The 22971-nt window shown below is 71.2% G+C and carries 18 protein-coding genes and 1 tRNA gene; 10 read left to right on the top strand and 9 right to left on the bottom strand.

The genetic code is table 11. The features are described 5' to 3' along the window. The first annotated feature begins 30 nt into the window (after positions 1-30). The 3 genes from ABIE67_RS10630 (at position 31) to ABIE67_RS10620 (ending at position 3003) form a co-directional block, all read left to right on the top strand. On the top strand, positions 31-1578 hold the full coding sequence (locus ABIE67_RS10630; protein WP_370256053.1) for an APC family permease: 1548 nt from the start codon (positions 31-33) through the stop codon (positions 1576-1578). 89 nt (positions 1579-1667) lie between these two features. Beyond that, entirely contained in the window at positions 1668-2396 is a 729-nt protein-coding gene (locus ABIE67_RS10625; protein ID WP_370256052.1) for a molybdopterin-dependent oxidoreductase, read from the top strand. Then, the gene (locus ABIE67_RS10620) at positions 2380-3003 is read left to right on the top strand and encodes a cytochrome b/b6 domain-containing protein (RefSeq protein WP_370256050.1); all 624 of its coding nucleotides are present in this window, start codon (positions 2380-2382) and stop codon (positions 3001-3003) included. Before ABIE67_RS10625 ends, ABIE67_RS10620 begins: the two co-directional genes overlap by 17 nt. 119 nt (positions 3004-3122) lie before the next feature. On the opposite strand, the gene ABIE67_RS10615 is transcribed toward ABIE67_RS10620, so the two are convergent. The 4 genes from ABIE67_RS10615 to ABIE67_RS10600 all read right to left on the bottom strand — a co-directional run bounded on the left by ABIE67_RS10615 (position 3123) and on the right by ABIE67_RS10600 (position 6961). Next, positions 3123-4148: an L-idonate 5-dehydrogenase gene (locus ABIE67_RS10615; RefSeq protein ID WP_370256049.1), complete on the bottom strand. Its 1026-nt coding sequence runs from the start codon at positions 4146-4148 to the stop codon at positions 3123-3125. 14 nt (positions 4149-4162) lie between these two features. Then, on the bottom strand, positions 4163-4924 hold the full coding sequence (locus tag ABIE67_RS10610) for an SDR family oxidoreductase (RefSeq protein WP_370256048.1): 762 nt from the start codon (positions 4922-4924) through the stop codon (positions 4163-4165). A 10-nt stretch (positions 4925-4934) separates the two neighbouring features. Beyond that, complete coding sequence (locus ABIE67_RS10605; RefSeq protein ID WP_370256047.1) at positions 4935-6332, bottom strand: GntP family permease; 1398 nt, start codon at positions 6330-6332, stop codon at positions 4935-4937. 101 nt (positions 6333-6433) lie between these two features. Further along, entirely contained in the window at positions 6434-6961 is a 528-nt protein-coding gene (locus ABIE67_RS10600; RefSeq protein ID WP_370256046.1) for a gluconokinase, read from the bottom strand. A 137-nt stretch (positions 6962-7098) separates the two neighbouring features. Here ABIE67_RS10600 and ABIE67_RS10595 point away from each other — a divergent pair, with 137 nt between their 5' ends. Then, complete coding sequence (locus ABIE67_RS10595) at positions 7099-7800, top strand: FadR/GntR family transcriptional regulator (protein ID WP_370256045.1); 702 nt, start codon at positions 7099-7101, stop codon at positions 7798-7800. Between the two features lie 25 nt (positions 7801-7825). Here ABIE67_RS10595 and ABIE67_RS10590 read toward each other — a convergent pair whose 3' ends face one another. Beyond that, positions 7826-8245 (bottom strand): YchJ family protein, encoded by a 420-nt coding sequence (locus ABIE67_RS10590; protein ID WP_370256044.1) that lies wholly within the window; start codon positions 8243-8245, stop codon positions 7826-7828. Between ABIE67_RS10590 and ABIE67_RS10585 the strand changes: the two genes are divergently transcribed. After that, positions 8235-11957 carry an AAA family ATPase gene (locus tag ABIE67_RS10585; RefSeq protein ID WP_370256042.1) on the top strand — a complete coding sequence of 1241 codons (3723 nt, stop codon included), beginning with the start codon at positions 8235-8237 and terminating at the stop codon, positions 11955-11957. The genes ABIE67_RS10590 and ABIE67_RS10585 overlap by 11 nt on opposite strands. Before the next feature lie 46 nt (positions 11958-12003). Here ABIE67_RS10585 and ABIE67_RS10580 read toward each other — a convergent pair whose 3' ends face one another. Continuing rightward, the gene (locus tag ABIE67_RS10580; protein ID WP_370256040.1) at positions 12004-13350 is read right to left on the bottom strand and encodes a M1 family metallopeptidase; all 1347 of its coding nucleotides are present in this window, start codon (positions 13348-13350) and stop codon (positions 12004-12006) included. A gap of 77 nt (positions 13351-13427) precedes the next feature. Then, entirely contained in the window at positions 13428-17285 is a 3858-nt protein-coding gene (locus ABIE67_RS10575) for a Pls/PosA family non-ribosomal peptide synthetase (RefSeq protein ID WP_370256039.1), read from the bottom strand. 350 nt (positions 17286-17635) lie between these two features. On the opposite strand from ABIE67_RS10575, the gene ABIE67_RS10570 reads away from it, so the two are divergent. Beyond that, complete coding sequence (locus ABIE67_RS10570; protein WP_370256038.1) at positions 17636-18901, top strand: hypothetical protein; 1266 nt, start codon at positions 17636-17638, stop codon at positions 18899-18901. A 12-nt stretch (positions 18902-18913) separates the two neighbouring features. On the opposite strand, the gene ABIE67_RS10565 is transcribed toward ABIE67_RS10570, so the two are convergent. Next, a tRNA-Leu gene (locus tag ABIE67_RS10565) sits at positions 18914-19001 on the bottom strand. A gap of 188 nt (positions 19002-19189) precedes the next feature. On the opposite strand from ABIE67_RS10565, the gene ABIE67_RS10560 reads away from it, so the two are divergent. The 3 genes from ABIE67_RS10560 to ABIE67_RS10550 all read left to right on the top strand — a co-directional run bounded on the left by ABIE67_RS10560 (position 19190) and on the right by ABIE67_RS10550 (position 21908). Beyond that, the gene (locus tag ABIE67_RS10560) at positions 19190-20515 is read left to right on the top strand and encodes a M20/M25/M40 family metallo-hydrolase (protein WP_370256037.1); all 1326 of its coding nucleotides are present in this window, start codon (positions 19190-19192) and stop codon (positions 20513-20515) included. A 157-nt stretch (positions 20516-20672) separates the two neighbouring features. Continuing rightward, a complete protein-coding gene (chpH, locus tag ABIE67_RS10555) occupies positions 20673-20906 on the top strand; it encodes a chaplin ChpH (RefSeq protein ID WP_048584573.1) in 234 nt (77 codons plus the stop codon). A gap of 144 nt (positions 20907-21050) precedes the next feature. Then, positions 21051-21908 carry a chaplin gene (locus ABIE67_RS10550; RefSeq protein ID WP_370256035.1) on the top strand — a complete coding sequence of 286 codons (858 nt, stop codon included), beginning with the start codon at positions 21051-21053 and terminating at the stop codon, positions 21906-21908. 101 nt (positions 21909-22009) lie between these two features. Here the strand turns inward: ABIE67_RS10550 and ABIE67_RS10545 are convergent, their stop codons facing one another. Then, the gene (locus ABIE67_RS10545; protein ID WP_005485166.1) at positions 22010-22198 is read right to left on the bottom strand and encodes a DUF5703 family protein; all 189 of its coding nucleotides are present in this window, start codon (positions 22196-22198) and stop codon (positions 22010-22012) included. A gap of 47 nt (positions 22199-22245) precedes the next feature. Here ABIE67_RS10545 and ABIE67_RS10540 point away from each other — a divergent pair, with 47 nt between their 5' ends. Then, positions 22246-22944, top strand: coding sequence for a hypothetical protein (locus ABIE67_RS10540; protein ID WP_370256034.1), 699 nt, complete (start codon positions 22246-22248; stop codon positions 22942-22944). Positions 22945-22971: the final 27 nt, after the last annotated feature.

Raw genomic sequence — 22971 nt, 5'->3', positions numbered from 1 at the left:
CAACCGCAGTCGACCCAAGGACGGTCCCCGATGACCACGGGCAGTTCCAGCACGAGCACGGCCACCGCGGACGGCGGCGGCATCAGTACGTTCAAAGGGCAGGACCGCGCCCTGCGCGCCGACCGGCTGGGCGCGGCGGGCCTGCTGCTGTCCGTGCTCGCCGCCACGGCCCCTCTGATGGTCGTCGCGGGTGTCATGCCCACGACCTTCGGGGTGATGGGCGTCCTCGGACAGCCCCTGCTCTTCGTGATCCTCGGCCTCGTCCTCGCCCTCTTCAGCGTCGGCTACGCCGAGATGAGCCGGCACGTCCACAATGCCGGCGCGTTCTACGCGTACATCTCCCGCGGCCTCGGCGGCACCGCCGGCGCCGGGGCCGCGATGGTCGCGCTCGTCGCCTACAGCGCGCTCCAGGTCGGCATCTACGGCATCTTCGGCTTCGAGGTCTCCGGGCTCTTCGCCACCTACCTCGACATGGAGGTCGCCTGGTGGATACCGGCACTGGTGGCCGTGCTCCTCGTCGGCGGGCTCGGGTGGCTGAAGATCGACCTCAACGCGCGTGTGCTCGGTGTGCTGCTGCTCATCGAGGTCGCCCTCGTGGCCATCTTCGACATCGCCGCCCTCGGCGACCCCGGCAAGGAGGGCCTGTCGCTGCACGCCTTCAACCCGGACACGCTCACCGGAGCGGGCATCGGCACCGCCCTGTGCTTCTGCGTCGCCGCCTTCCTCGGCTTCGAGCAGGCCCCCGTCTACGCCGAGGAGACCAGCCGCCCGCACGTCCTCGTGCCCCGCGTGATGTACCTGGCCATCGGCGGCATCGCCGTCTTCTACACGATCAGCTGCTGGGCCTACACCGTCGCCGCCGGACCCTCGGCCATCGTCGGCACCGCACAGGAACAGAGCGCCGGCCTGCTGTTCTTTCTCACCGAGGACCTGCTCGGCACCGGCTTCACCGATGTCCTGCACGTGCTGTTCGTGACCGGCATGTTCGCGGCGATGCTCAGCTTCCACAACGTCGTCGCCCGCTACGCCTTCGCCATGGGCCGCGAGGGCCTGCTGCCCGCCGCCTTCGGCCGGACCAGCGGCACGAGCGGCGCCCCCGGCACCGGCTCGCTGCTCCAGACCGGGATCTCGCTCGTGGTCGTCGCCGCCTTCGCGTTCGCCGACGACAAGCCGGCCGGCGACCCGACCGCACCCGTCCTGCACCTGTTCACCTGGATGGGCAGCCTCGGCGCGCTCGGCGTCACCGCCCTGATGGCGGCCGCCTCGGTCTCGGTGATCGTCTTCTTCCTGCGACGGGGCGCCGCAGCCGCCCAGTTCTGGCGGCTGACCGCCTCCGGGCTGGCCGTACTCGCACTGCTGTTCATCGTCATCTGGACCGTCAAGGACTTCGACGTCCTGATCGGGGCGGGCCCCGGCTCATCCCTGAGCTGGGCACTGCCCGCCGTCATCGCCCTCGCCCTGGCCGTCGGCCTCGCCCAGGGCCTGCTCCTGCGCTCCCGCGCCCCCGGGACACACGCCCGCATCGGGCTCGGCAACGAGGCGTTCCAACTGGAGAAGGCCGCCCGCGGCGACTCATGAGATGAGAGCCGGGTGAGAGGTGGTTACGGAAATCTGACGGACACCCGCGATCCCTGGCCCAGCGGGGGACGCGGGTGTTCGATGAATACGTGAACTCCGAACAACCCGAAGAGCCGCGGGGCAAACCGGTGGGCCGCCGCGTCTTCCTCGGCACCCTGGGCCTGGGGGCCCTCGGCGTGGTCACCGCGCCCACCCTCCAGCGCGGCCTGGAGTCCTTCCTCGCGAGCGCGTCCGACAAGGACCCCACCGGCCTGACCGACCTGCTCCCCAACGGCGGAGGCTTCCGCTACTACTCGGTCGCCTCCTCCGTCCCCCGCAAGAACGCCACCACCTACCGCCTCACGATCGACGGCCTCGTCGACCGCCCCAGGACCTACACCCTGGACGAACTGCGCGCCCTGCCACAGACCCGGATGGTGCGCGACGTCCAGTGCGTCACCGGCTGGCGGGTCCCCGACACCCCCTTCGAAGGGGTGCGCCTGTCGCGGCTCCTCGACGCCGCGGGAGTGCGGAAAGGCGCCGGAGCGGTGCGCTTCACCTGCTTCGACGGCACGTACACCGAGAGCCTCACCCTCGGCCAGGCCCGCCGCGCGGACGTCCTGGTCGCCCTGCGCATGCAGGACAAGGACCTGAACCACGCCCACGGCGGCCCCGTCCGCCTCTATGTGGCGCCCATGTACTTCTACAAGTCCGCCAAGTGGCTCTCCGGCATCACCGTCACCGAGGACGTCAAGCCGGGCTACTGGGAGGAACGGGGCTACGACGTCGACGCCTGGGTCGGCCGCTCGAACGGACGCGACGATGAGCCTACGACTTGACGCCCCCGGACCCGTCACCGCCGTCCGGCGCTTCGGCCGCCCCTCGCGCTGGGTGCACCGTACGACGGCCGCGCTGATGGGCGTGTGCGTGGTGACGGCGGCCTGTCTGTACGTCCCGCAGCTCGCCGAACTCGTCGGCCGCCGCGAGCTGGTGGTTCGTCTCCATGAGTGGGCCGGCCTCGCCCTGCCCGTGCCCGCCCTGGCCGGCCTCGCCTCCCGCGCCTTCCGCACCGACCTCGGCTTCCTCAACCGCTTCGGCCCCCACGACCGCGTCTGGCTGCGCGCCGCCCTGCGCCGCGACAAGCGGCACTCGTCCCGCCCGGCGGGCAAGTTCAACGCCGGGCAGAAGATCTACGCCGCATGGATCGCCGGAGCGACGCTGGTGATGCTCGGCACCGGCCTCGTCATGTGGTTCACCCAGCTCACGCCCCTGGTGTGGCGCACCAGCGCGACCTTCGTCCACGACTGGCTGGCCCTCACCATCGGCATCGTCCTCGCGGGACACATCGGGATGGCCCTGGGGGATCCGGAGGCCCGCAAGGGCATGCGGACCGGCTCGGTCAGCCGGGATTGGGCCGAGCGGCAGCATCCGCTCTGGCGTAAGTGAGGCAGTGAGCTCGTGAGGGCCACGGGCGGCTCCGCCACGGCGGCGCCGCGCCCTCGGTACGGCCCCGCGCCCCTCGGTACGGCCCCGCGCCCCTCGGGACGCTGCCGAACCGTTCGTCGTCAGCCCCCGAAGTCCAACAGCACCTTGCAGGACCGGCCCCGGTCAGCCGCCAGCGCGAACGCCGCCTCGGCCTCCCGCACCGGCACGACCGCGCTGACCAGCCCGTCGAACGACGCCTCGGCCGCGAGCAGTTCCAGCGCCGCGTCGAACTCCGCGTCGAAGCGGAACGCCCCGCGCAGCTCGATCTCCCGGCTCACGACGAGGTTCCCCGCGAACGGACTGCGCCCCGGCGGCAGCATGCCCAGCTGCACCACGACGCCGCCCCGCCGCACCAGCCGCAGACAGGTGTCCAGGCCCGCGGCGACGCCCGACGCCTCGATCGCCACGTCCACCTCGGAGGGCCACCCGGCATCCTCCGGATCGTCGGCCCGTACGAGGGTGTCGGCGCCGGCGATCCGCGCGTACTCCAGAGCCGTCGGCAGCAGGTCCGTCACCGTGACGTGGGCCGCCCCGGCCGCCTTCGCCGCCGCGACCACCAGACACCCGATGGGCCCGGCACCGGTGACGAGGACATGCCTCCCGGCCACCTCTCCGGCTCGCCGCACCGCGTGCAGCGCGACGGACAGCGGCTCGGCGAGCGCCGCCCGGCGCAGGTCGAGGCCGGCCGGGAGCGGCCTCAACTGGTCGGCGGGCACGGCAACTTGGGCGGCGAATCCGCCCTGCACATGCGGAAAGCGGGCCGCGCTGCCGAGGTAGCGCGTGTCCCGGCAGACATTGCGCCGGCCGTCCCCGCACTCCGGGCAGACCGCGCAGGGAGTGGCGGGGTGCACCGCGACGGCCGTACCGGCGACCGGCCCCGAGGCCCCGTCGCCGTAGGAGACGACCGTCCCGACCACCTCGTGCCCGAGCACCATCGGTTCCCTGAGCCGGAAGTCGCCGACCCCGCCGTGCCGCCAGTAGTGCAGATCGGAGCCGCAGACCCCGCCGTACCGCACGGCGACCAGCGCCTCTCCGGCGCCCGGCACCGGTGTCGGCAGCTCCTCGACCCGCAGGTCGCCCTGACCGTGGATCACGCAACCGAGCATCCCCGAGGCCTCCTTCACAGCACGCTCGTCATGCCGCCGTCGACATACAGCACCTGTCCGGAGACGAAGTCCGCGGCCGGAGAGGCGAGGAACAGCACGCCGCCCACCAGGTCCTCGGTACGGCCCCAGCGCCCGGCCGGGGTGCGTCGCCGCACCCAGGCGCTGAACTCCTCGTCCCGGACGAGGGGTTGGGTGAGCTCGGTCTCGATGTAGCCGGGGCCGAGGCCGTTGACCTGGACGCCGTACGGGCCCCAGTCGGCGCACATGCCCTTGGTGAGCATCTTCAGCGCGCCCTTGGTGGCGGCGTAGGGCGCGATGCCCGGGCGGACCACCTCGCTCTGCAGTGAGCAGATGTTGACGATCTTTCCGTGGCGGCGTTCCGTCATCCGGCGGGCGGCCTCCCGGCCCACCAGGAACGCGCTGGTGAGATTGGTGTCCAGGATGCGGTGCCAGTCGGAGTCGGTGAACTCCAGGAGCGGGGCGCGCAGTTGCATGCCCGCGTTGTTGACCAGGATGTCGAGCGGGCCCACCCGCTCCTCGACATCCGCGATGCCGGCGGCCACCGACGGGCCGTCCGTCACGTCGAACACGGCCGTGTGGACGTCACCGGGCAGTTCCCCGGCGGCCTTGGCGAGACGTTCGCCGTCCCGTCCGTTGAGGACCACCGTGCAGCCGGCCTCCGCCAGACCGCGGGCGAGCGCGAGGCCGATGCCCCGGCTGGAGCCGGTGACCAGGGCCGTGCGGCCGCTGATGTCGAAGAGGGGGTGAGCCGTCATCGTCGTACCCCTAAATGATCAGCGAGAGGAGGAGGACCAGAGCGCCGGCGACCACCGAGATGATCGTCTCCATCACGGACCAGGTCTTGATGGTCTGGCCGACGTCCAGGCCGAAGTACTCCTTGACCAGCCAGAACCCGGCGTCGTTGACATGGCTGAAGAAGAGGGAGCCGGCGCCGATGGCGAGGACCAGCAGGGCCGCGTGGGTCGTCGACATGTCGGCGGCCAGCGGCGCCACGAGCCCGGCGGCCGAGACCGTCGCGACCGTCGCCGAACCCGTCGCCAGCCGGATCGCCACCGCGATCAGCCAGGCCAGCAGCAGCGCCGGGATCGACCAGTCCTTGGAGATGTCCAGGACCATCTGACCCACGCCGGTGTCGATCAGCGTCTGCTTGAAGCCGCCGCCCGCGCCGACGATCAGCAGGATGCCCGCGATGGGCGCGAGGCTCTTCTCGACCAGCGGCGAGACCCGCTCCTTGCCGAACCCGGCGGGCCTGAGCAGCGTGAAGATGCCCACGAGCACGGAGGCGAGCAGGGCGATCAGCGGCGAGCCGATCACGTCGAACACGCGCTGCACGGTGTTCTCGGCGTCGTCGATCACTATGTCGACCAGTGCCTTGGAGAGCATCAGGACGACGGGCAGGAGGATGGTCGCCAGCGTGGGACCGAAGCCGGGACGCTTCTCCAGGTCCTCCGAGGCGCGCTGCGGGATCATCCGGTCCGGGGCCGGGACGTCGACCCAGCGGGCGGCGTACTTCGAGAACAGCGGACCGGCGATGATCACCGTCGGGATGGCGATGAGGACGCCGAGGGCCAGCGTCACACCGAGGTTGGCCCCGACCGCGTCGATCGCGACCAGCGGCCCGGGGTGCGGCGGGACCAGACCGTGCATCACGGAGAGACCGGCGAGGGCCGGGATGCCGATGCGCATCAGCGAGTAGTTGCCGCGCTTGGCGACCATCAGGACGACCGGGATCAGCAGCACGACGCCGACCTCGAAGAACAGGGGCAGGCCGATCACCGAGGCGATCAGCACCATCGCCCACGGCATGGAACGGCCGCTCGCCCGGGCGAGGATCGTGTCGACGATCTGGTCGGCGCCGCCGGAGTCGGCGAGCATCTTGCCGAGGATCGCGCCGAGGGCGATCAGCACGCCCACGCCGGCCACCGTGGTGCCGAGGCCGGTGGTGAAGCTGACGATGGTCTTGTCGAGCGGCGCCCCGGCGAACGCGCCCAGCGCCAGCGACCCGATGGTCAGCGACAGGAACGCGTGGAGCTTGAACTTGGTGATGAGCAGCACGATGACGGCGATGCCCGCCAGTACGGCGATGCCCAGCTGAGCGTGGCCGGCCGAGGTGATGGGCTCGACCGTGTCCGCTGCCAGCATCTCGACGCTGAGTCTGGTCACGGGGGTTTCCCTTGCAGGTACGGGGGTTGGGGAGGGGGTACTGCCGTGGGGGGTGTGTCAGGGGGGTGCGAGGGATGATGCGAGCGGTGTGACGACGCCTGTTACGAGTCCGACGAGTCCGACTCGGGAAGCTCGCTCAGCGCCTTGGTGGCTCGCTCGGTGATCTCCTCGGGGCTGCCGGTGACGTCCACGGCGACTCCGGCCTCGTCGGACCCGAGCGGCTGGAGCGTGGCGAACTGCGAGTCCAGCAGCGCCGTCGGCATGAAGTGCCCCTGCCGGTGCGTCATCCGGTCCTCGATGAGGGCCCGGTCACCGCTGAGGTGCACGAACACGACTCCGGGCGCCTCGGCCCGCAGCCGGTCACGGTACGACCGCTTCAGCGCCGAGCAGCTGACCACCCCGCCGAGCCCGGCCCGCTCGTGCGCCCAGGCGCCGATGGCGTCGAGCCACGGCCACCTGTCGTCGTCGTCGAGCGGGGTGCCGGCCGACATCTTGGCGATGTTGGCCTGCGGGTGGAAGTCGTCGCCCTCGGCGTACGGGACGCCGAGCCGGGCCGCGAGCAGGGGACCGATGGTGGTCTTGCCGGTGCCCGCGACGCCCATGACCACGACGACATGGGGGGTACTCATCGCTGCCTCACTGTCTGCTGTCTTCGTCGACACGTGATGTCGACGCAACTGAAACTCATTAGGTAGGACGAATTCAAGACCCTGTGACATATAAGTCTGACTTTTTGATCGCGTGATCTGCCCCGTACGCTGAGTGCATGAGCACAACGGGCCGGGGGCTGCACGGCCGAGTACTGGAAACCCTCGGCCCCGCGATCACCGCGGGCGAGTACCCGCCGGGCAGCGTTCTGCGCACGGACGAAATGGCGCAGCGCTTCGACGTCTCCCGCTCGGTGATGCGCGAGGCGGTCCGCGTCCTGGAGTCCATGCACCTGGTGGAGTCCCGCCGCCGCGTGGGCGTGACCGTCCGCCCCAAGGCCGAGTGGAACGTCTACGACCCCCAGGTCATCCGCTGGCGACTGGCCGGTGCCGACCGCCCCCAGCAGCTGCGCTCGCTCACGATTCTGCGCTCGGCCATCGAGCCGGTGGCGGCGGGCCTGGCGGCGAAGTACGCGACGGCCGACCAGTGCGCCGAACTCACCGAGTGCGCCCTCGGCATGGTCGCCCACTCACGCGGCCACCAACTGGAGGGCTACCTCATCCACGACGTCGCCTTCCACCGCGTCATCCTCAACGCCTCCGGCAACGAGATGTTCGCCCGCCTCGGGGACGTCGTCGCCGAGGTCCTCGCTGGCCGCACCCACCACGAGGTCATGTTCGAGGACCCCGACCCGGCCGCCGTCACCCTGCACGTCCAGGTCGCTGAGGCGGTCCGCGCGGGCGACGCGGTACGCGCCGAACACCTGACCCGCGAGATCACCATGGGCGCCCTCCAGGAACTCGACATCCTGGCGCCGTGAGGAGGCAGAGGGCGGTAGGGGAGCGCTAGCTCAGGAACTCCCCGTCCACATACACCCACGCCCCGTCGACCCGCTCGAACCGGCTCCGCTCATGCAGCGACCCGCCCCGGAACGAGGCGCGGAAGGTCACGGTCCCCGTGGAGTGGAAGGCCGATCCATCGCTCGTGTCGAGGATCTCCAGCCCCGTCCACCGCATCCCAGGATCGAAGTCCACCCGGGCCGGCCGCGTCCGCGGATGCCAGGTCCCCAGCAGATACGCCTCGTCCTGCTGCACGAAGGCGCTGTAGCGCGCCCGCATCAGCGCCTCGGCGGTCGGCGCGGCGCCGGCGCCGAAGTGGTAGCGGCCGCAGCACTTGTCGTATGGCTCGGACAGCCTGCACGGACAGGCGACCGGGGTCTTCGGCGTGGCGGGGGAACGGACGCTGCGTCGGGACATGACCTCCATTGTGCCGGTGCGGGTACGCGCCGTCGCCCGCACCCGTAAGCTCCGAGCGGACGAACAGCACGACGAGGGGGAACGTCACGTGTCCGGCAGTGACTTGGTGGCTGCCTTCTGGCGACCGCTGAAGGCGCAGGTCGACAGGAGCGGTGTCAGCCGGGCACAGCTGTGTCGGCTGTTGAACCTCAGTCCGGCGGCCGTCTCCGAGCTGCTGAACGGGCGGCGGACGAAGGCCCCCGACTGGGATGTCGTACGGGTCATGGTGGCTGCCTTCGACGGTCCCCTCGACTACTGGCGCCGGCGTCTGGAGGAACTGGAGGACGAACTGGCGTACGCGGCGACGACGGCCGGTCGTCCCGCCCGCCCCACGCCCGCCCCGGAACCCGCGGGCTGCCCCGTCTGCCGGAACGACGGCGAAGGCGGGCGCTTCGCGGCCGTCGGCCGGGAACCCTACGATGCGAGCCCCGGCAGCTTCTCGGAGTCGGCCGCCATCCTCACCGGCGAGGACATGTGCCTCCACGACGACATGCGGGACATGGCGGCGGGCGTCCTGCGAGAGCCGGAAGAGATGGCGGCGTTCCGCGACCGGTTCGCCGACGTCGCCGACCGGATGCTGTCCGGTCTCGGCCCTCGCGTACGGCGCACCTGTCGCCCCCACCGGGCCCGGCTGCTGCACGCCGCCCACACGGTCGTGGTGGCCGACGCGGGCGTGGCGAGCCCGATCCTGAACCCCGGAACCTCGCCCCGCCCGCGGCTCCATGCGGCCCGGCTCTTCGAGAACAGCCTCGGCGACGACGCCTACCCCGATGCACCGCTGCCCGACGCGGGTGACTCCAAGGCGGATCACCGCACCCAGCTGTTCGCCCACTACGTCGCTGCCGCGGCAGCGCTGACGGGTGCGCGGCCCCCGGTGGAGGCCGTCCGGGAAGCCATGCTCCGCTACGAGATCCGATTGGTCGAACTCGCTGCCGAATGCCCCGAACTGTTCCTCTGGGCGAGCATGCAGGACGAGACGACCACGGAGGAGATCTGGCGCGCGTGCCCCGAAGGCCCCGCTCAGGAACGGCTCGATGCGCTCCACCGCGAACTGCACCAGCGACAGCGGGGACTTGAGGGGCTGGGGACGCTGCTGCACGTCCTCGCCCGTGACATCACGCCGGGCACCTGGCCGACGCGGCTGTCCGCCGTCTACCGCCGGGAACTCAGCCGCCCTGTATCGCCGTTCGCCGAGACCGACCGGACTCAGTCCGGCCCCCGTATCCCGCGGCTCGCCGAGGGATACGTCAACCCGGCCTTCCGGGTCGCCTTCCACGATGGTCACAGCGAGCCGCACGTCGACGCTTGGTGGCGCACGCACCCGCTTCGCGAGGAGATCCAGGGCTTCCTGGCCGGACACCTCACGGCATCCCAGGCCGTCGGCAAACCGCTCGTCATCCTCGGCGATCCGGGCGCGGGCAAGTCGCTGCTCACCCGCCTGCTGGCCGCGCGCCTGCCGCCGGCCGACTACCTGCCGATCCGTGTCGAACTGCGCAGCGTGGCGGCCGACGCCGGGATCCTCGACCAGATCGCCCAGGCTCTGCGCCAGGCCACGCAGACGGACCTCACCTGGGAGACGGTCACCGAGTCGGCCGAAGGCGTCCTGCCCGTCCTGATCTTCGACGGGCTCGACGAACTGCTCCAGGCGGGCGACACCGACCACTGGTACTACCTGGAGGAGATCGCGGAGTTCCAGTGGAGATCGGCTGACAACGGCCTCCCGGTGGCCGCCGTCGTCACCAGCCGGACCGTCGTCGCCGACCAGACCCGCTTCCCGGACGGCACCGTGATCGTCCGCCTGGAGCCCTTCGACGATGCCCGCATCGCCCGCTGGTCGGACGTCTGGAACACGGCCAACCGGCACTCCTGTCCGCCACTTCGCCCGGACGTGGCAGCACTCCACCCCGAACTGGCGCCCCAGCCCCTCCTGCTGCTCATGCTGGCCCTCTACTACGCGATCGACCCCGAGGCCGGGCGCGACGACGAGATACCCCTGAGCCGGGTCAACCTGTACGAGCGGCTGCTGCGGCTGTTCGTCCGCCGTCAGCTCGGAAAGCTGGAGCCCAGGCTGCGTCCCGAGAAGCTGGAGGACAGAGTCGAGGACGAACTCGATCTCCTCTCGGTCATCGCCTGCGCCATGTTCAACCGCGGACGCCAGGGCGTGAGCGCCGAGGAAGCCGAACACGACCTCGGCTTCCTGCGTGCCCCCGACCGACGTTCAGCCGACCCCGAGGCGCGGCTGATCTTCGGCCGGTTCTTCTTCATGCACGAGGCCAGGGCCACGTACGAGGATGGCGCCGACAGGTGCTGGTACGAGTTCCTGCACGCCACCTTCGGCGAGTACCTGGTCGCCCGGAAGATCGCCCGCACGCTGGCGCACTGCCCGGACCGAGGGCCGTACGAGGGCCTTCTCTTCGCCCTGCTGTCCTTCTCGCCACTGACCGATCGGGCCCAGATCCTCCAGAATCTGAGTGAGCTCCTGCCCTCCACGCGACCGCTTCGGGCCCTCTTTCCCCAAGCGCTGCACGCCCTGCCCGCCGGCAGCGACTCGGGCTACACCACCGGCGCGGTGCCGGTGACGTACCGTCACGCCTGTCACAGCGCGAACCTCCTGCTCCTGGCCCTGGCACCCGGGCATGTCGTCCAGTTCTCCGAGCTGACCGCACAGGACTGCGTCCCGGCCGACAGCTGGCGTGCTCACGCGACCCTCTGGAAGTCGCAGTTCACGCCGGCCACCTGGGACGCCTTCACCCGGGCCGTGGGCACGGTGCCCGTCTCCCGGGACGACAGCAGGGACGTTGCCCTGCGCCTGGAGCACCACGACGCCCCGCCCACCTCGAAGAACATCACCTGGCTGCTGAACGCCCCTGATGACGGTCTCTTCGCCGACTACACGGCACACGACGCACTGCGGCGCGCACGGTCGCTCCACGACAAGGACACCGAGCTCCTTCTGGAGCCGTCACTCCCCGTGTTCGAGGAACTCGGCGAGTTCATGGGCATCTTCACCGTCGACCACCTCGGACGGCACGTCTCGGCCGCCCATGCGCTGATCGCCCTACTGCTGTGCCCACGGGAACCCCGCGAGGAACTGCTGTACCGCTACACCACGTGCCTGAGACCGCTCGACGCGGGCCGCGGCGCTCCGGCCATTTCCCACTTCCTCATGCTGATCAGCGGCAGACTCGCCGGGGAGTGCAACGTGCTTCCCGTCCACTTCGCGCTCGACGTGCTGCGGACACTGGCCAACCGCGGGCTCTACCTCAGCGCGCTCGACGACGCGACGAGGATCTCCCTGCTCGTGTGCACCTGCCGCCTGCTGGACCGGACCCGACGCGCGGACCTGGTCGATCTCTTCCATGAGCTTCTGGGGCTGGATCTCGACGAGAGGCTCGCGCCCGGCGGCGGAACGGAGTGGGTGCTCAATGACACCGTCCAGCGTCTTCAGAAGACCCCACCGGGTGGGGTGCGTGACCGGGCGGTCGTCTGGCTTCTGAAACTGGCCCCCGCGCTTGACGTGCGTCCCTGGTTCGACCGGTCCGGCGGATGGATGCTCGAAATGCTGAGCCCCGCGGCCAGGGACCTGCTGACGCCCTCCGACATCGAGTATGTACGGGCGGCGCTTCCAGCGGATGATCGCAGCCGTCAGCTCTGGGCGCGCGGCCAGGCGCGGCACCCTTGACGGGTACTGCCCCGGCGCACACCGAACCACGCCGAATTCGCCGCCCTCAGGCGCTCACCTGGGGCGGCGTCGCCGTCGGAAACGCCGGCAGCGCCGCCCCGTACACCCACGCCTCGAACAGCTCGTCCACCGGCTCGGTCGCGAAGCGGGCCACGTGCGCGGTGAAGGCGGCCGTCGTCACCGTGCCGCCCCGGTGCAGCTGCCCCCAGGCGCGCAGCATGCGGAAGAAGGCGATGTCACCCATCGCGCAGCGCACCGCGTGCAGCACGAGCCCGCCGCGTTCGTAGAGCCGGTCGTCGAACATCGACTTGCGCCCGGGATCCGCCAGCCGCAGATCCTGCGGCAGCGTCGACAGCAACCGGTGTGCCACGGCGGCGAGTTGCTGGGCCGTACGGCCGCCCGAGCGCTCCGACCACAGCCACTCCGCGTACTTCGCGAAGCCCTCGTTCAGCCAGATGTGCCGCCAGTCCGCGATGGACACGCTGTTGCCGAACCACTGGTGCGCCAGCTCGTGCGCCACCAGCCGCTCCGAACCCCGCGCCCCGTCCACGTGGTTGGCGCCGAACAGCGACAACCCCTGGGCCTCGACGGGGACATCGAGTTCCTCCTCCGTCACGACCACCGCGTACTCGTCGAAGGGGTACGGCCCGAACAGCTCCTGGAAGAGCTCCATCATCTGCGGCTGGCGCGCGAAGTCCCGGGAGAAATCCGGCAGCAGATGCGCCGGGATGTGCCCGTGCTGCGGCACGCCGCCCAGGCCCGGGTCGCCCAGCAGCACCGTCTGGTACTTGCCGATCGACAGCCCTACCAGATAGCTGGATGTCGGCGCCGACTGCTCGTACACCCAGGTGGTCGTGGACGCCTTCGTCGTACGGGTCAGCAGGCGCCCGCCCGCCACCACCGCGTACGCCGACGGCGTGGTGATCGAGATCTGGTACGACGCCTTGTCGGCGGGCCGGTCGTTGCACGGGTACCACGACGGCGCCCCGATCGGCTGGCTCGCCACCAGCGCCCCGTCCTCCAGCTCCTCCCAACCGAGGCCGCCCCAGGGGCTGTTCACCGGCTTGGGGTTGCCCGACCAGTGCACCTCGACCGTGAAGGCGGCCCCGGCGCGGACGGGCTTGGCGGGGCGCAGGCGCAGCCGCCCGCCGCGATGCGTGTAGTGCGGCTGTCGTCCGTCGACCCGGACCCGCCCGATCCTGAAGTCGGCCAGGTTCAGCACGAACTCGGTGAGCGGCGCCCGTCCCGCGATGGCGTTGATCCGGGCCGTCCCCGACAGTCGGTTCGGGCCCGGGCGGTAGTCCAGCGCGAGCTCGTACCGGTGCACCCGGTACCGGGGATCGCCGTGCTCCGGGAAGTACGGGTCCGCGCCCGCCGCCTGCTGAACTGCCACTGCTGTCTGTGCTCCCTGCGCCGTACTGATGCCACTCCCCGCCGGTCCACGCCGCTCCGGCTCCGAGTGGGCCGGCATCAGGTTCGCCATGCCTCGATCGGATTGCCGAGCCAACGGGTGTCGTCGGGGACGGACTCCGCGGCCATGACGAGCGACGCGGGACCCAGCGTCGTACGGGCCCCGATCGCGCTGCCGGGCAGAACGATCCCGCCAGGACCCAGCGTCGCGCCCTCTCGGAGGACCACAGTATCCGTCCGCAAGATCCGGTCGTGGAAGAGGTGCGTCTGGAGCACACAGCCCCGGTTCACGGTGGACGCGTCCTCCAGCGTCACCAGATCCGTCTCCGGCAGCCAGTAGCTGTCCACCCACACGCCCTTGCCGATGCGCGCGCCGAGCCCGCGCAGCCAGGCCGTCATCACCGGCGTACCCGGCACCGACCCCGCCAGCCACGGCACGGCGAGCACCTCGACGAAGGTGTCCGCCAGCTCGTTGCGCCACACGAAGGAGGACCACAGCGGATGCTCCCCGCTGCGGTGCCGCCCCACCAGCACCCACTTGGCCAGGATGGACACCAGCCCGGCCACGGCCCCGGCACCCAGCAGCACCGGCCCCGCCAGCAGCGGCGCCCAGACGCCCAGCGCACACAGCGCGGCGATCGTCAGCACGGCCAGCCCCGCCGAGCAGAACACCGGCACGATCCGGCACAGCTCCACCAGCCCGCGCGCCCACAGCAGCCGCGCCGGGGGGTCGTACGTCAGGCTCTGGTCACCGTCGGCCGCGGCACGCGGCAGCTTCACCGGCGGCAGCCCCAGATATGAGGTGCCCTTCTTGGCCTTCTTCGGCGTCGCCGAGAGCACGCCGACCAGCCCGCCGTCCGGCACGGTCCGCCCGGGCGCGGTCATCCCCGAGTTCCCGAGGAAGGCCCGCCGCCCGATCTCCGCCCGCCCGATCCGCATCCAGCCACCACCGAGCTCGTACGGCGCGGTCAGCGTGTCGTCGGCCAGGAACGCACCCTCGCCGACCGTGGTCAGGCTCGGCAGCGCCAGCACGGTCGACACCTCGGCACCCCGCCCGATCCGCATCCCGAGCAGCCGCAGCCACACCGGTGTGACCAGCCCGGCGTACAGCGGGAACAGCGTCTCCCGTGAGCGGTCCATGAGCTGCGTGACGGTCCAGGCCTGCCAGCCGATCCGGCTGTGCGTGGGATGCGTCCCCTCGCGCAGACCGAGGCTCAGCAGCCGTACGCCGATCAGGATCAGCACGGCGTACGCCAGCCCGAAGGCGAGCGTCGCCGGTACCAGGGCCAGCGCGGCGCCCGTCAGGGGCGCGTCCGGCGTGAAGAACACCCTGGCCACGAGGAACGCGGCCGCACCCGCCAGCACCGGCAGCGCGGTGAGCGCGAAGCCAGTGATGCCGTACATGACACGCCAGTACGTCCCGCGCCGCGGCCGTTCCTTCGGCCAGTTGCGCTTGGCCTTGCCCAGCTTGACCGCCGGAGCGCCCGCCCACCGCTGACCGGTGGGAATCTGCCCGGTGACCGCCGAACCGGGCGCCACCTCGGCCCGCTTGCCCACCCGGGCACCGGGGAAGAGCATGCTGCGCGTGCCGACGACAGCGTGCGCGCCCACCTTCACCGCGCCGATCTCCAGCCGGTCGCCGTCCAGCCAGTACCCGGACAGATCCACCTCGGACTCGACGGCCGCGCCCCGCCCCAGCTTGAGCAGGCCGGTGACCGGCGGCAGCGAGTGCAGGTCGACATCGGGCCCGACCTTGGCGCCCAGCGCCCGCGCGTACCGCTCCAGCCACGCCCCGGTCAGCGAGGTCGCCCCGCTGAACTCGGCGAGCCGCTCGGCGGTCCACAGCCGCAGATGCACACCGCCACCGCGCGCATACCGGCCGGGCTTCACGCCCCTGAGCAGCAGCCGCGCGCCCCCGGCGGCCAGCGCGAGCCGCCCCGGCGGGCTGAACAGGACGACGCCACCGACGGCGAGGAGCCACCAGGGAGCTGTCGGCAGCCATGAGTAGGCGGGCAGCAGATTCCCGAGCACGGTCAGCGCGACCGTCCAGCGCAGGCCGAGCAGCGTGAACAGCGGAACGAGCAGCAGGAGCTGGAGCACCTGCGCGCGCCGGGGCACCGGCGCGATGAAACGCTCCGCCCCGTCGTCCTGCGCGGACTTCTCCAGGTGCCGGGCCAGCTTGCGCAGCACCGGCTGCTGGTAGATGTCCAGGACGGCCGCGCTCGGATAGCGGGTCCGCAGCCGCGTCGTCAGCTGCGCGGCGGCCAGACTGCTGCCGCCGATCGCGAAGAAGTCGTCGGAGGCGCTGCTGACCGGGATGCCGAGCACCTCGGTCCACTGCTCGGCGAGCCAGGCCTCGGTGCCGTAGAGCTGCTCGGCCGGACCACCGCCGCTCTCCTGGCCTTCCAGCGGCCAGGGCAGCGCGTTGCGGTCCACCTTGCCCGACGTACGGGTCGGCAGCTCCTCGACCGGCGCGAGCAGCGGCACGAGCGCCGCGGGCAGTTCCGCCCGCAGCCTCTCGACCGCCGCCGCCTGATCCCAGCCGTCCTGGATGACCACGTACCCGACGAGCAGCTGATTGCCACCGCGGGCGGTCCGCACGGCGGCGGCCGCACCGGCCACCCCCGGCAGCGCCTGCAACGCGGCGTCCACCTCACCGAGCTCGATCCGCCGCCCGCCGAGCTTGATCTGCTCGTCGGCCCGTCCGAGGAACACCAGCCCCTCGGGCTCCGCCTTCACGAGGTCACCACTGCGGTACGCCCGCTCCCAGCCCAGCGACCGAAGCGGCGCGTACTTCTCCGCGTCCTTCTCGGCGTCGAGATACCGAGCCAGCCCGACACCGCCGATCACCAGCTGCCCGCTGGCGCCCATCGGCACCGGCTCCCCGGCCTCGTCGACGACGGCCAGCTCCCAGCCGTCCAGCGGCAGCCCGATCCGGATCGGCTCCTCCCCGCTCATCAGCGACGCGCAGGCCACGACGGTCGCCTCGGTCGGCCCGTACGTGTTCCACACCTCACGCCCCTCGGTGACCAGCCGCTGAGCCAGCTCGGGCGGACAGGCCTCACCGCCGAAGATCAGCAGGCGTACGTCGTTGAGGGTCTCGGGCTCCCAGAGCGCGGCCAGCGTGGGAACTGTGGACACCACGGTGATCTCCTGCTCGACCAGCCAGGGCCCCAGATCGGCACCGCTCCTGACCTGCGAGCGCGGCACCGGCACCAGACAGGCCCCGTACCGCCACGCCAGCCACATCTCCTCGCAGGACGCGTCGAAGGCCACCGACAGCCCCGCCATCACCCGGTCCCCTGGCCCGATCGGCTCCTCGGCGAGGAACAGCGCGGCCTCGGCGTCCACGAACGCGGCGGCACTGCGGTGCGAGACGGCGACGCCCTTGGGCTTCCCGGTGGAGCCGGACGTGAAGATGATCCACGCGTCGTGCTCGACGCCGGGACGGGCGGCGGGGGAGTCGGACACGCCGTGCACGGCGATCTCGTGCCCGGCCCCGATCACGGCCCGTACATCCGCCTCCCCGAACACCAGCTCGGCCCGCTCGTCCGGGTCCTCGGCGTCGACCGGGACATAGGCGGCGCCGGCCGCGAGGACGGCGAGGATGGCGACGTAGAGGTCATTGGTCCCGGACGGCACCCGCACGCCCACCCGGTCCCCGAGGCCCACCCCCGCCGCGGCGAGCCTGCGCCGCAGCCGCTGCACCTCGACGGCCAGCGCACGATAGGTGAGGCCGGTCGTGCCGTCGTCCAGGGCCGGCTCGTCCGGGTACGACCGTACGGACGCCTCGAAGACGTCGACGAGAGTGCGCGGGGAGGCCGCCTGACCTCCGGAAAAACGGGCTGTGTCGCCGAACTTCTCGCGGATCTCCTCATCGAGCAGGCCGAGAGCACTGCCCTCGTGTATGGCTGCCATCCGGTCCTCGCGTCTCGATCCCGGATGCCTCCGGGGCGCTGGCGGGCCACAGGTTTGCCTGGGGTTGTCCGGCTCCAGCTCCGTAACAAGCCGGAAATTTTAGTACGACGCTAGGTTCGCGGCCGTTGGTTCACCACTCGGGAAGGCCGTCAGAGGTGCTCGGGGGAGCGGGCCACGGGCGCTGACCTGGTGATCTTCGACCGACGAGACATGCCCCACACAGCGTGACAGAGCGGTCGACAGAGCGTCCGGATGGCTCATCCCGGGATGCCGCGGCCCCCGTGATCGGCGGGAATGGAGACGAACCGCGGCGGGTGGCCGCGGGTCGGTGTCCCGATGCCGGAGGACTGATGTCGCACCCACGACAGGACGGTCGCGCGCGGAGCCTTCTGCGGAGCACGGCCTCGGCGGTCCTGATCGTCCTCGCGTGTGTCCTGGTCCCCGTCACCGTGATCACGGTATGGGTGCACGACATCGCCCTCGACACCGACCGCTACGTCAAGACGATGAAGCCGCTCGCCTCCGACTCCGCGATCGAGGACGCCGTGCGCCACCGCCTCGTCGACGCGGTGGACGTGCGCGTCAACGGCGAGCAGGTGACCGCCGACATCGCGAAGTGGCTGGAGTCGCAGGGGCTGCCGCCCCGAGCGGCCTCGGCGGTCAGGTCGCTGGCCCCCCAGCTGGACGCGGCCGTGAACGCCGCGGCGGAGCGTGTGGCGAAGCGCTTCGTCGAGAGCGACCGCTTCGAGAAGCTGTGGGTCACGGCCAACCGGACCGCCCACTCGGCCGTGGTGCACGCGCTGACGGGCAAGGGGCGCGGGGCCATCGGTGTCTCGGAGGGCACCGTGACCCTCGATGTCGGAACCGCCGTGGACCAGGTCAAGCAGGACCTGGTGGACGCAGGTGTGCAGCCGGCCTCCAAGATCCCCGAGGTCGAGAAACAGGTCGTCCTCTTCAAGTCCGACAAACTCGACCAGTTCCAGGACACCGCGCACGCGCTGGACCTGGCCGGCTACTGGATGCCGGTGATCACCGTGCTGCTCGGGGCGGCGGGGGTCCTGCTGGCCCACCGTCGCCGCCGCGCGCTGGCGAAGGCGGCCCTGGGTGCGGCCCTGGGCTGTCTGATCGTCGCCGTCGCCCTCGTCGTCGCCCGCCGCTACTACCTGGACCATCTCCCGCCGAGCGTCCTCTCCGAATCGGCGGCGGCCGCGGTCTTCGACACCCTCCTGCGCTTCCTGAAGGCCACGCTGCGCACCGTGATCGTGCTCGGTGTGATCGTCGCGCTCGGCGCCTACCTCGTCGGCCCCGGGCGACTGCCGCGTGCGGTGCGCGGCCGGGCCGAGCACGGCGCCGACTCCGCGGCCCGGTGGGCGAACGCGCACGGCGTCACCACCGGACGGGCCGGGACCTGGACCGAGGCCAACCGGAAGTGGCTCACGATCGGCGCCCTGCTGGTGATCGCGCTCGTGTTCGCGCTCTGGAACGACCCCACGACCCTGACGGTGCTGGTCCTGGTGATCATCCTGCTCGCGGCACTCGTGGTGATCGCCCTGCTGGCGGCCGACGGCCGAGGAAGGGCCCAGGCGACCCCGGAAAAGCAAGAAACCCCTGGTTGACAGGGGTTTCGCTGGTGTCCGAGGGGGGACTTGAACCCCCACGCCCGATAAAGGGCACTAGCACCTCAAGCTAGCGCGTCTGCCATTCCGCCACCCGGACAAGGTGTCTGTCGTGCGGGGTTGCCCCGCGGCGACACAGGAAACATTACCAGGCTTTCGAGGGTGCCTGATCACCCCCCGTCGCGGCGTGAACGGCGTGTGACGGGACGCGGCCGGTCTTGGGCCGGGGCGGCGCGAGGGGCAGGATGAGGGGGTACCACCAGCAGCGACAGCGCGGGAGGAAGCAGCGTGAGCGAGACGGACACGACCAGGGGCGTCACCGGCGAGGACGAGGTCGTGGACCTCTGCCGCGAGCTGATCCGGATCGACACCAGCAACTACGGCGACCACTCGGGACCCGGTGAGCGCAAGGCGGCCGAGTACGTCGCCGAGAAGCTCGCCGAGGTGGGCCTCGAACCGAAGATCTTCGAGTCGCACCCGGGACGCGCCTCCACCGTGGCACGGATCGAGGGGGAGGACCCGTCCCGGCCCGCGCTGCTCATCCACGGCCACACCGACGTCGTACCCGCCAACGCGGACGACTGGACCCATCACCCCTTCTCCGGCGAGGTCGCGGACGGGTGCGTGTGGGGGCGCGGGGCCGTCGACATGAAGGACATGGACGCGATGACGCTGGCGGTCGTCCGCGACCGGCTGCGCAGCGGGCGCCGCCCGCCGCGGGACATCGTGCTCGCGTTCCTCGCCGACGAGGAGGCGGGCGGCAAGTTCGGCGCCCGGTTCCTCGTCGACAAGCACCCGGAGCTCTTCGAGGGCGTGACCGAGGCGATCAGCGAGGTGGGCGGGTTCTCGTTCACCGTCAGCGAGGAGCGGCGGCTCTATCTGATCCAGACGGCCGAGAAGGGCATGCACTGGATGAAGCTGACCGTGGCCGGTACGGCCGGACACGGGTCGATGATCCACCGGGACAACGCGATCACCGAGCTGTCGGAGGCCGTCGCCCGGCTGGGCCGGCACAAGTTCCCGGTGCGGGTCACCAAGACCACCCGGGCCTTCCTCGACGAACTCGGCGACGCCCTCGGCACCGAGCTCGACCCGGAGAACATGGAGGGCACCCTCGCCAAGCTCGGCGGCATCGCCAAGCTCATCGGCGCGACCCTCAGCAACACGGCCAACCCCACCCAGCTCGGCGCGGGCTACAAGGTCAACGTCATCCCGGGCGAGGCCACCGCGCATGTGGACGGCCGCTTCCTGCCCGGGTTCGAGGCGGAGTTCCTCGCCGACCTCGACCGGATCCTCGGGCCGAACGTGCGCCGCGAGGACGTGCACGCCGACAAGGCCGTGGAGACGGGCTTCGACGGGGCGCTCGTCGAGGCGATGCAGTCCGCCCTGGTGGCCGAGGACCCGGCGGCCAAGGCGATCCCCTACATGCTCTCCGGCGGGACCGACGCCAAGTCCTTCGACGACCTGGGCATCCGAGGCTTCGGCTTCGCCCCGCTGAAGCTGCCGCCGGAGCTGGACTTCGCGGGGATGTTCCACGGCGTCGACGAGCGGGTGCCGGTGGACGGGCTGCAATTCGGGGTGCGGGTGCTCGACCGGTTCATCGATGCGTCCTGAATTGGGCCGCTGAAAGCACACTTCAGTATTCGACCAGACGTACTGACTGTGACCGGGGCGGGTGAACGCGCTCATCAGGTCGTAGCCCTATTAGTTCCTCCTCGTTACAGGTGATGCGATCAGCTACTTGTGATCGCATTGCCAACAAGGAGGAACAATGATCAAGAAGGTCGTCGCCGCTGCGGCTGCCACTGGTGGGCTGGTTCTCGCGGGCGCGGGCCTCGCCGTCGCCGACTCGGGTGCCCAGGGTGCCGCGGTGCACTCCCCGGGTGTCCTTTCGGGCAACGTCGTTCAGGCTCCGATTCACGTCCCCGTGAACGTCTGCGGCAACACGATCTCGGTGATCGGGCTGCTGAACCCCGCCTTCGGCAACACCTGCATCAACAAGTGACGTTGTGCCTCGCCCTGTAAAAGGGCTGAGCCCGTCGGCCCCGGAGTGCGTGCCATGCGCTCCGGGGCCGACCGGCCTTTTCGGGGCGCCGGCCGATTTCCGGCGTCCTTTCTTCGGAACAAGGTCGAAGGCAGGTAATCAGCAATGCGACAGGTCACCCGCAAGGGCCTGATGACCGTGGCGGCCGCGACCGGCATCGTCGCAGCCGTGGGCGGCGCCGCCCACGCGACCGGCTCGGGTGCGCACGGCTCCAGCTCGAACTCGCCCGGCGTGCTGTCGGGCAACACGGTGCAGGCGCCGGTGCACGTGCCGGTCAACGTCTGCGGCAACACGGTCGATGTCGTCGGGGTGCTCAACCCGGCGAGCGGCAACAGCTGCGCCAACACGGGCGGCGGACACGGATCCGGCCACGGCTCCGGTGGCGGCTCGGGGGCGTCGGCCGGCGGTCACGCCAGTGACTCGCCCGGCGTCGGCTCCGGCAACCACGTCGAGGCGCCGGTGCATGTGCCGGTCAACGTGTGCGGCAACAGCGTCGACATCATCGGCATCGGCAACGCCACCGAGGGCAACGACTGCGCCAACGACGGCGGCGGGGCCCACACCCCGCCGGGCGGCGGCCACGAGAACCCGCCCGGGACGCCGGAGCAGCCGGGCAACCCCGGGAACCCCGGCAACCCCGAGCAGCCGGGCAACCCCGGTAACCCGGGTAACCCCGGTAACCCCGGTAACCCCGGTAACCCCGGTAACCCCGGCAACCCGGAGAACCCCGCCGAGCCGAGCCACCCCGGCTCCCCGAGCACGCCGCCCAGCGCGGGCGGCGAGACGCCGGGCGGCTCTTCCGGCGGCAACCACCCGGGCGCCCACTTCGTCACCCAGCCCCAGGGCGAAGCGGAGCTCGCCCAGACCGGCAGCGACCTGCCGATGGGCCTCGCCCTGCCGGTCGGCGCGGGGGCGCTGCTGGCGGGCACCGTGCTGTACCGCAAGGCTCGGCCTTCGGCGTAAGGCTCGGCCGTCCGGTACATAACGGAGCGGGCCCCGCCGTGGCGGGGCCCGCTCCGTGCTTTCTTCGCTGCTGTGCCTGTCTCGCTGTCTGTCGCCTCAGCTCACCATGTGGCCCGCACCTGGCGGATGATCCGGCGCCGCAGCCGCACCCTGCGGCTGCCGTCGCGCAGCAGGCTCAGGCGGTCCAACTCCCAGTGTCCGTACTCGGCATGGTCCGTCAGCAGGCGTGTGGCGTCCTTGCGGGAGACCCCGCGCGGTACGTACACGTCGACAAATTCGTATTCCGGCATCGCATCTATTGTGCGGGCTGGGGCCCGGTACGGATAGCGTCTGCACTATGTCTGATGCTGTGCAGCCCACCGCTGCCGAGGTACGCGCCGCCGCCGAGGCGGTCAAGACCGCGCTCGACCGCCACCTGGCCGCGGTCGAACGCCGGTCGGGTGAGGACGACCCGGCCGTCTACGAGGCGTTCAACCAGCTGGCCGCGGCCGCCGAGACCTATGACGAGCTGCTCTACGACCGCTACGACGAGGTCACGCCCTTCGAGATCCCCGGTGCGGAGGACGCCCTGCCGCCGTACACGGGCCCCGAGGAACCGAACGCGCTGAGTGTGCTGATCCGCCGCGACTACGCCGTGGCGGAGCCGCAGCGGTTGCTGGCGCAGGCCCAGCGGGTCGAGGCGGCGGACTACGACGCGGGCGCCGACGCGGAGGGCTCCAGCACGGTGCACGGGGCGCTGGGCATCCTGTTCGGCGAGTTCGAGCCGGACGAGATCGCTTCCCGGCACAAGGAGTTCGGCCTGGAGGAGGGCGACTCCACGCTCTGGGTGACGGCCTCGGACGACCAGGCCGACCCCGGTGAATGGCTGGAGGCCCCCTTCGAGGGGGTCGATCCCCAGCGCGTGGTCTGCCGATTCGACGTCAGCGTGGTGTTCGACGACGAGATCGCTGACGACATCGGTGACGAAGGCGACTTCGAGGACGAACTCGATGCCGATCCGGACGAGGAAGACGATCTGGAGCCACTGGACCGCTAGCGAACCGCCGACTGCGGCGCGACGGCT

It is taken from the genome of Streptomyces sp. V4I8, assembly GCF_041261225.1.
Classification (GTDB): domain Bacteria; phylum Actinomycetota; class Actinomycetes; order Streptomycetales; family Streptomycetaceae; genus Streptomyces.
This window is presented reverse-complemented; position numbering and strand designations above follow the sequence as displayed.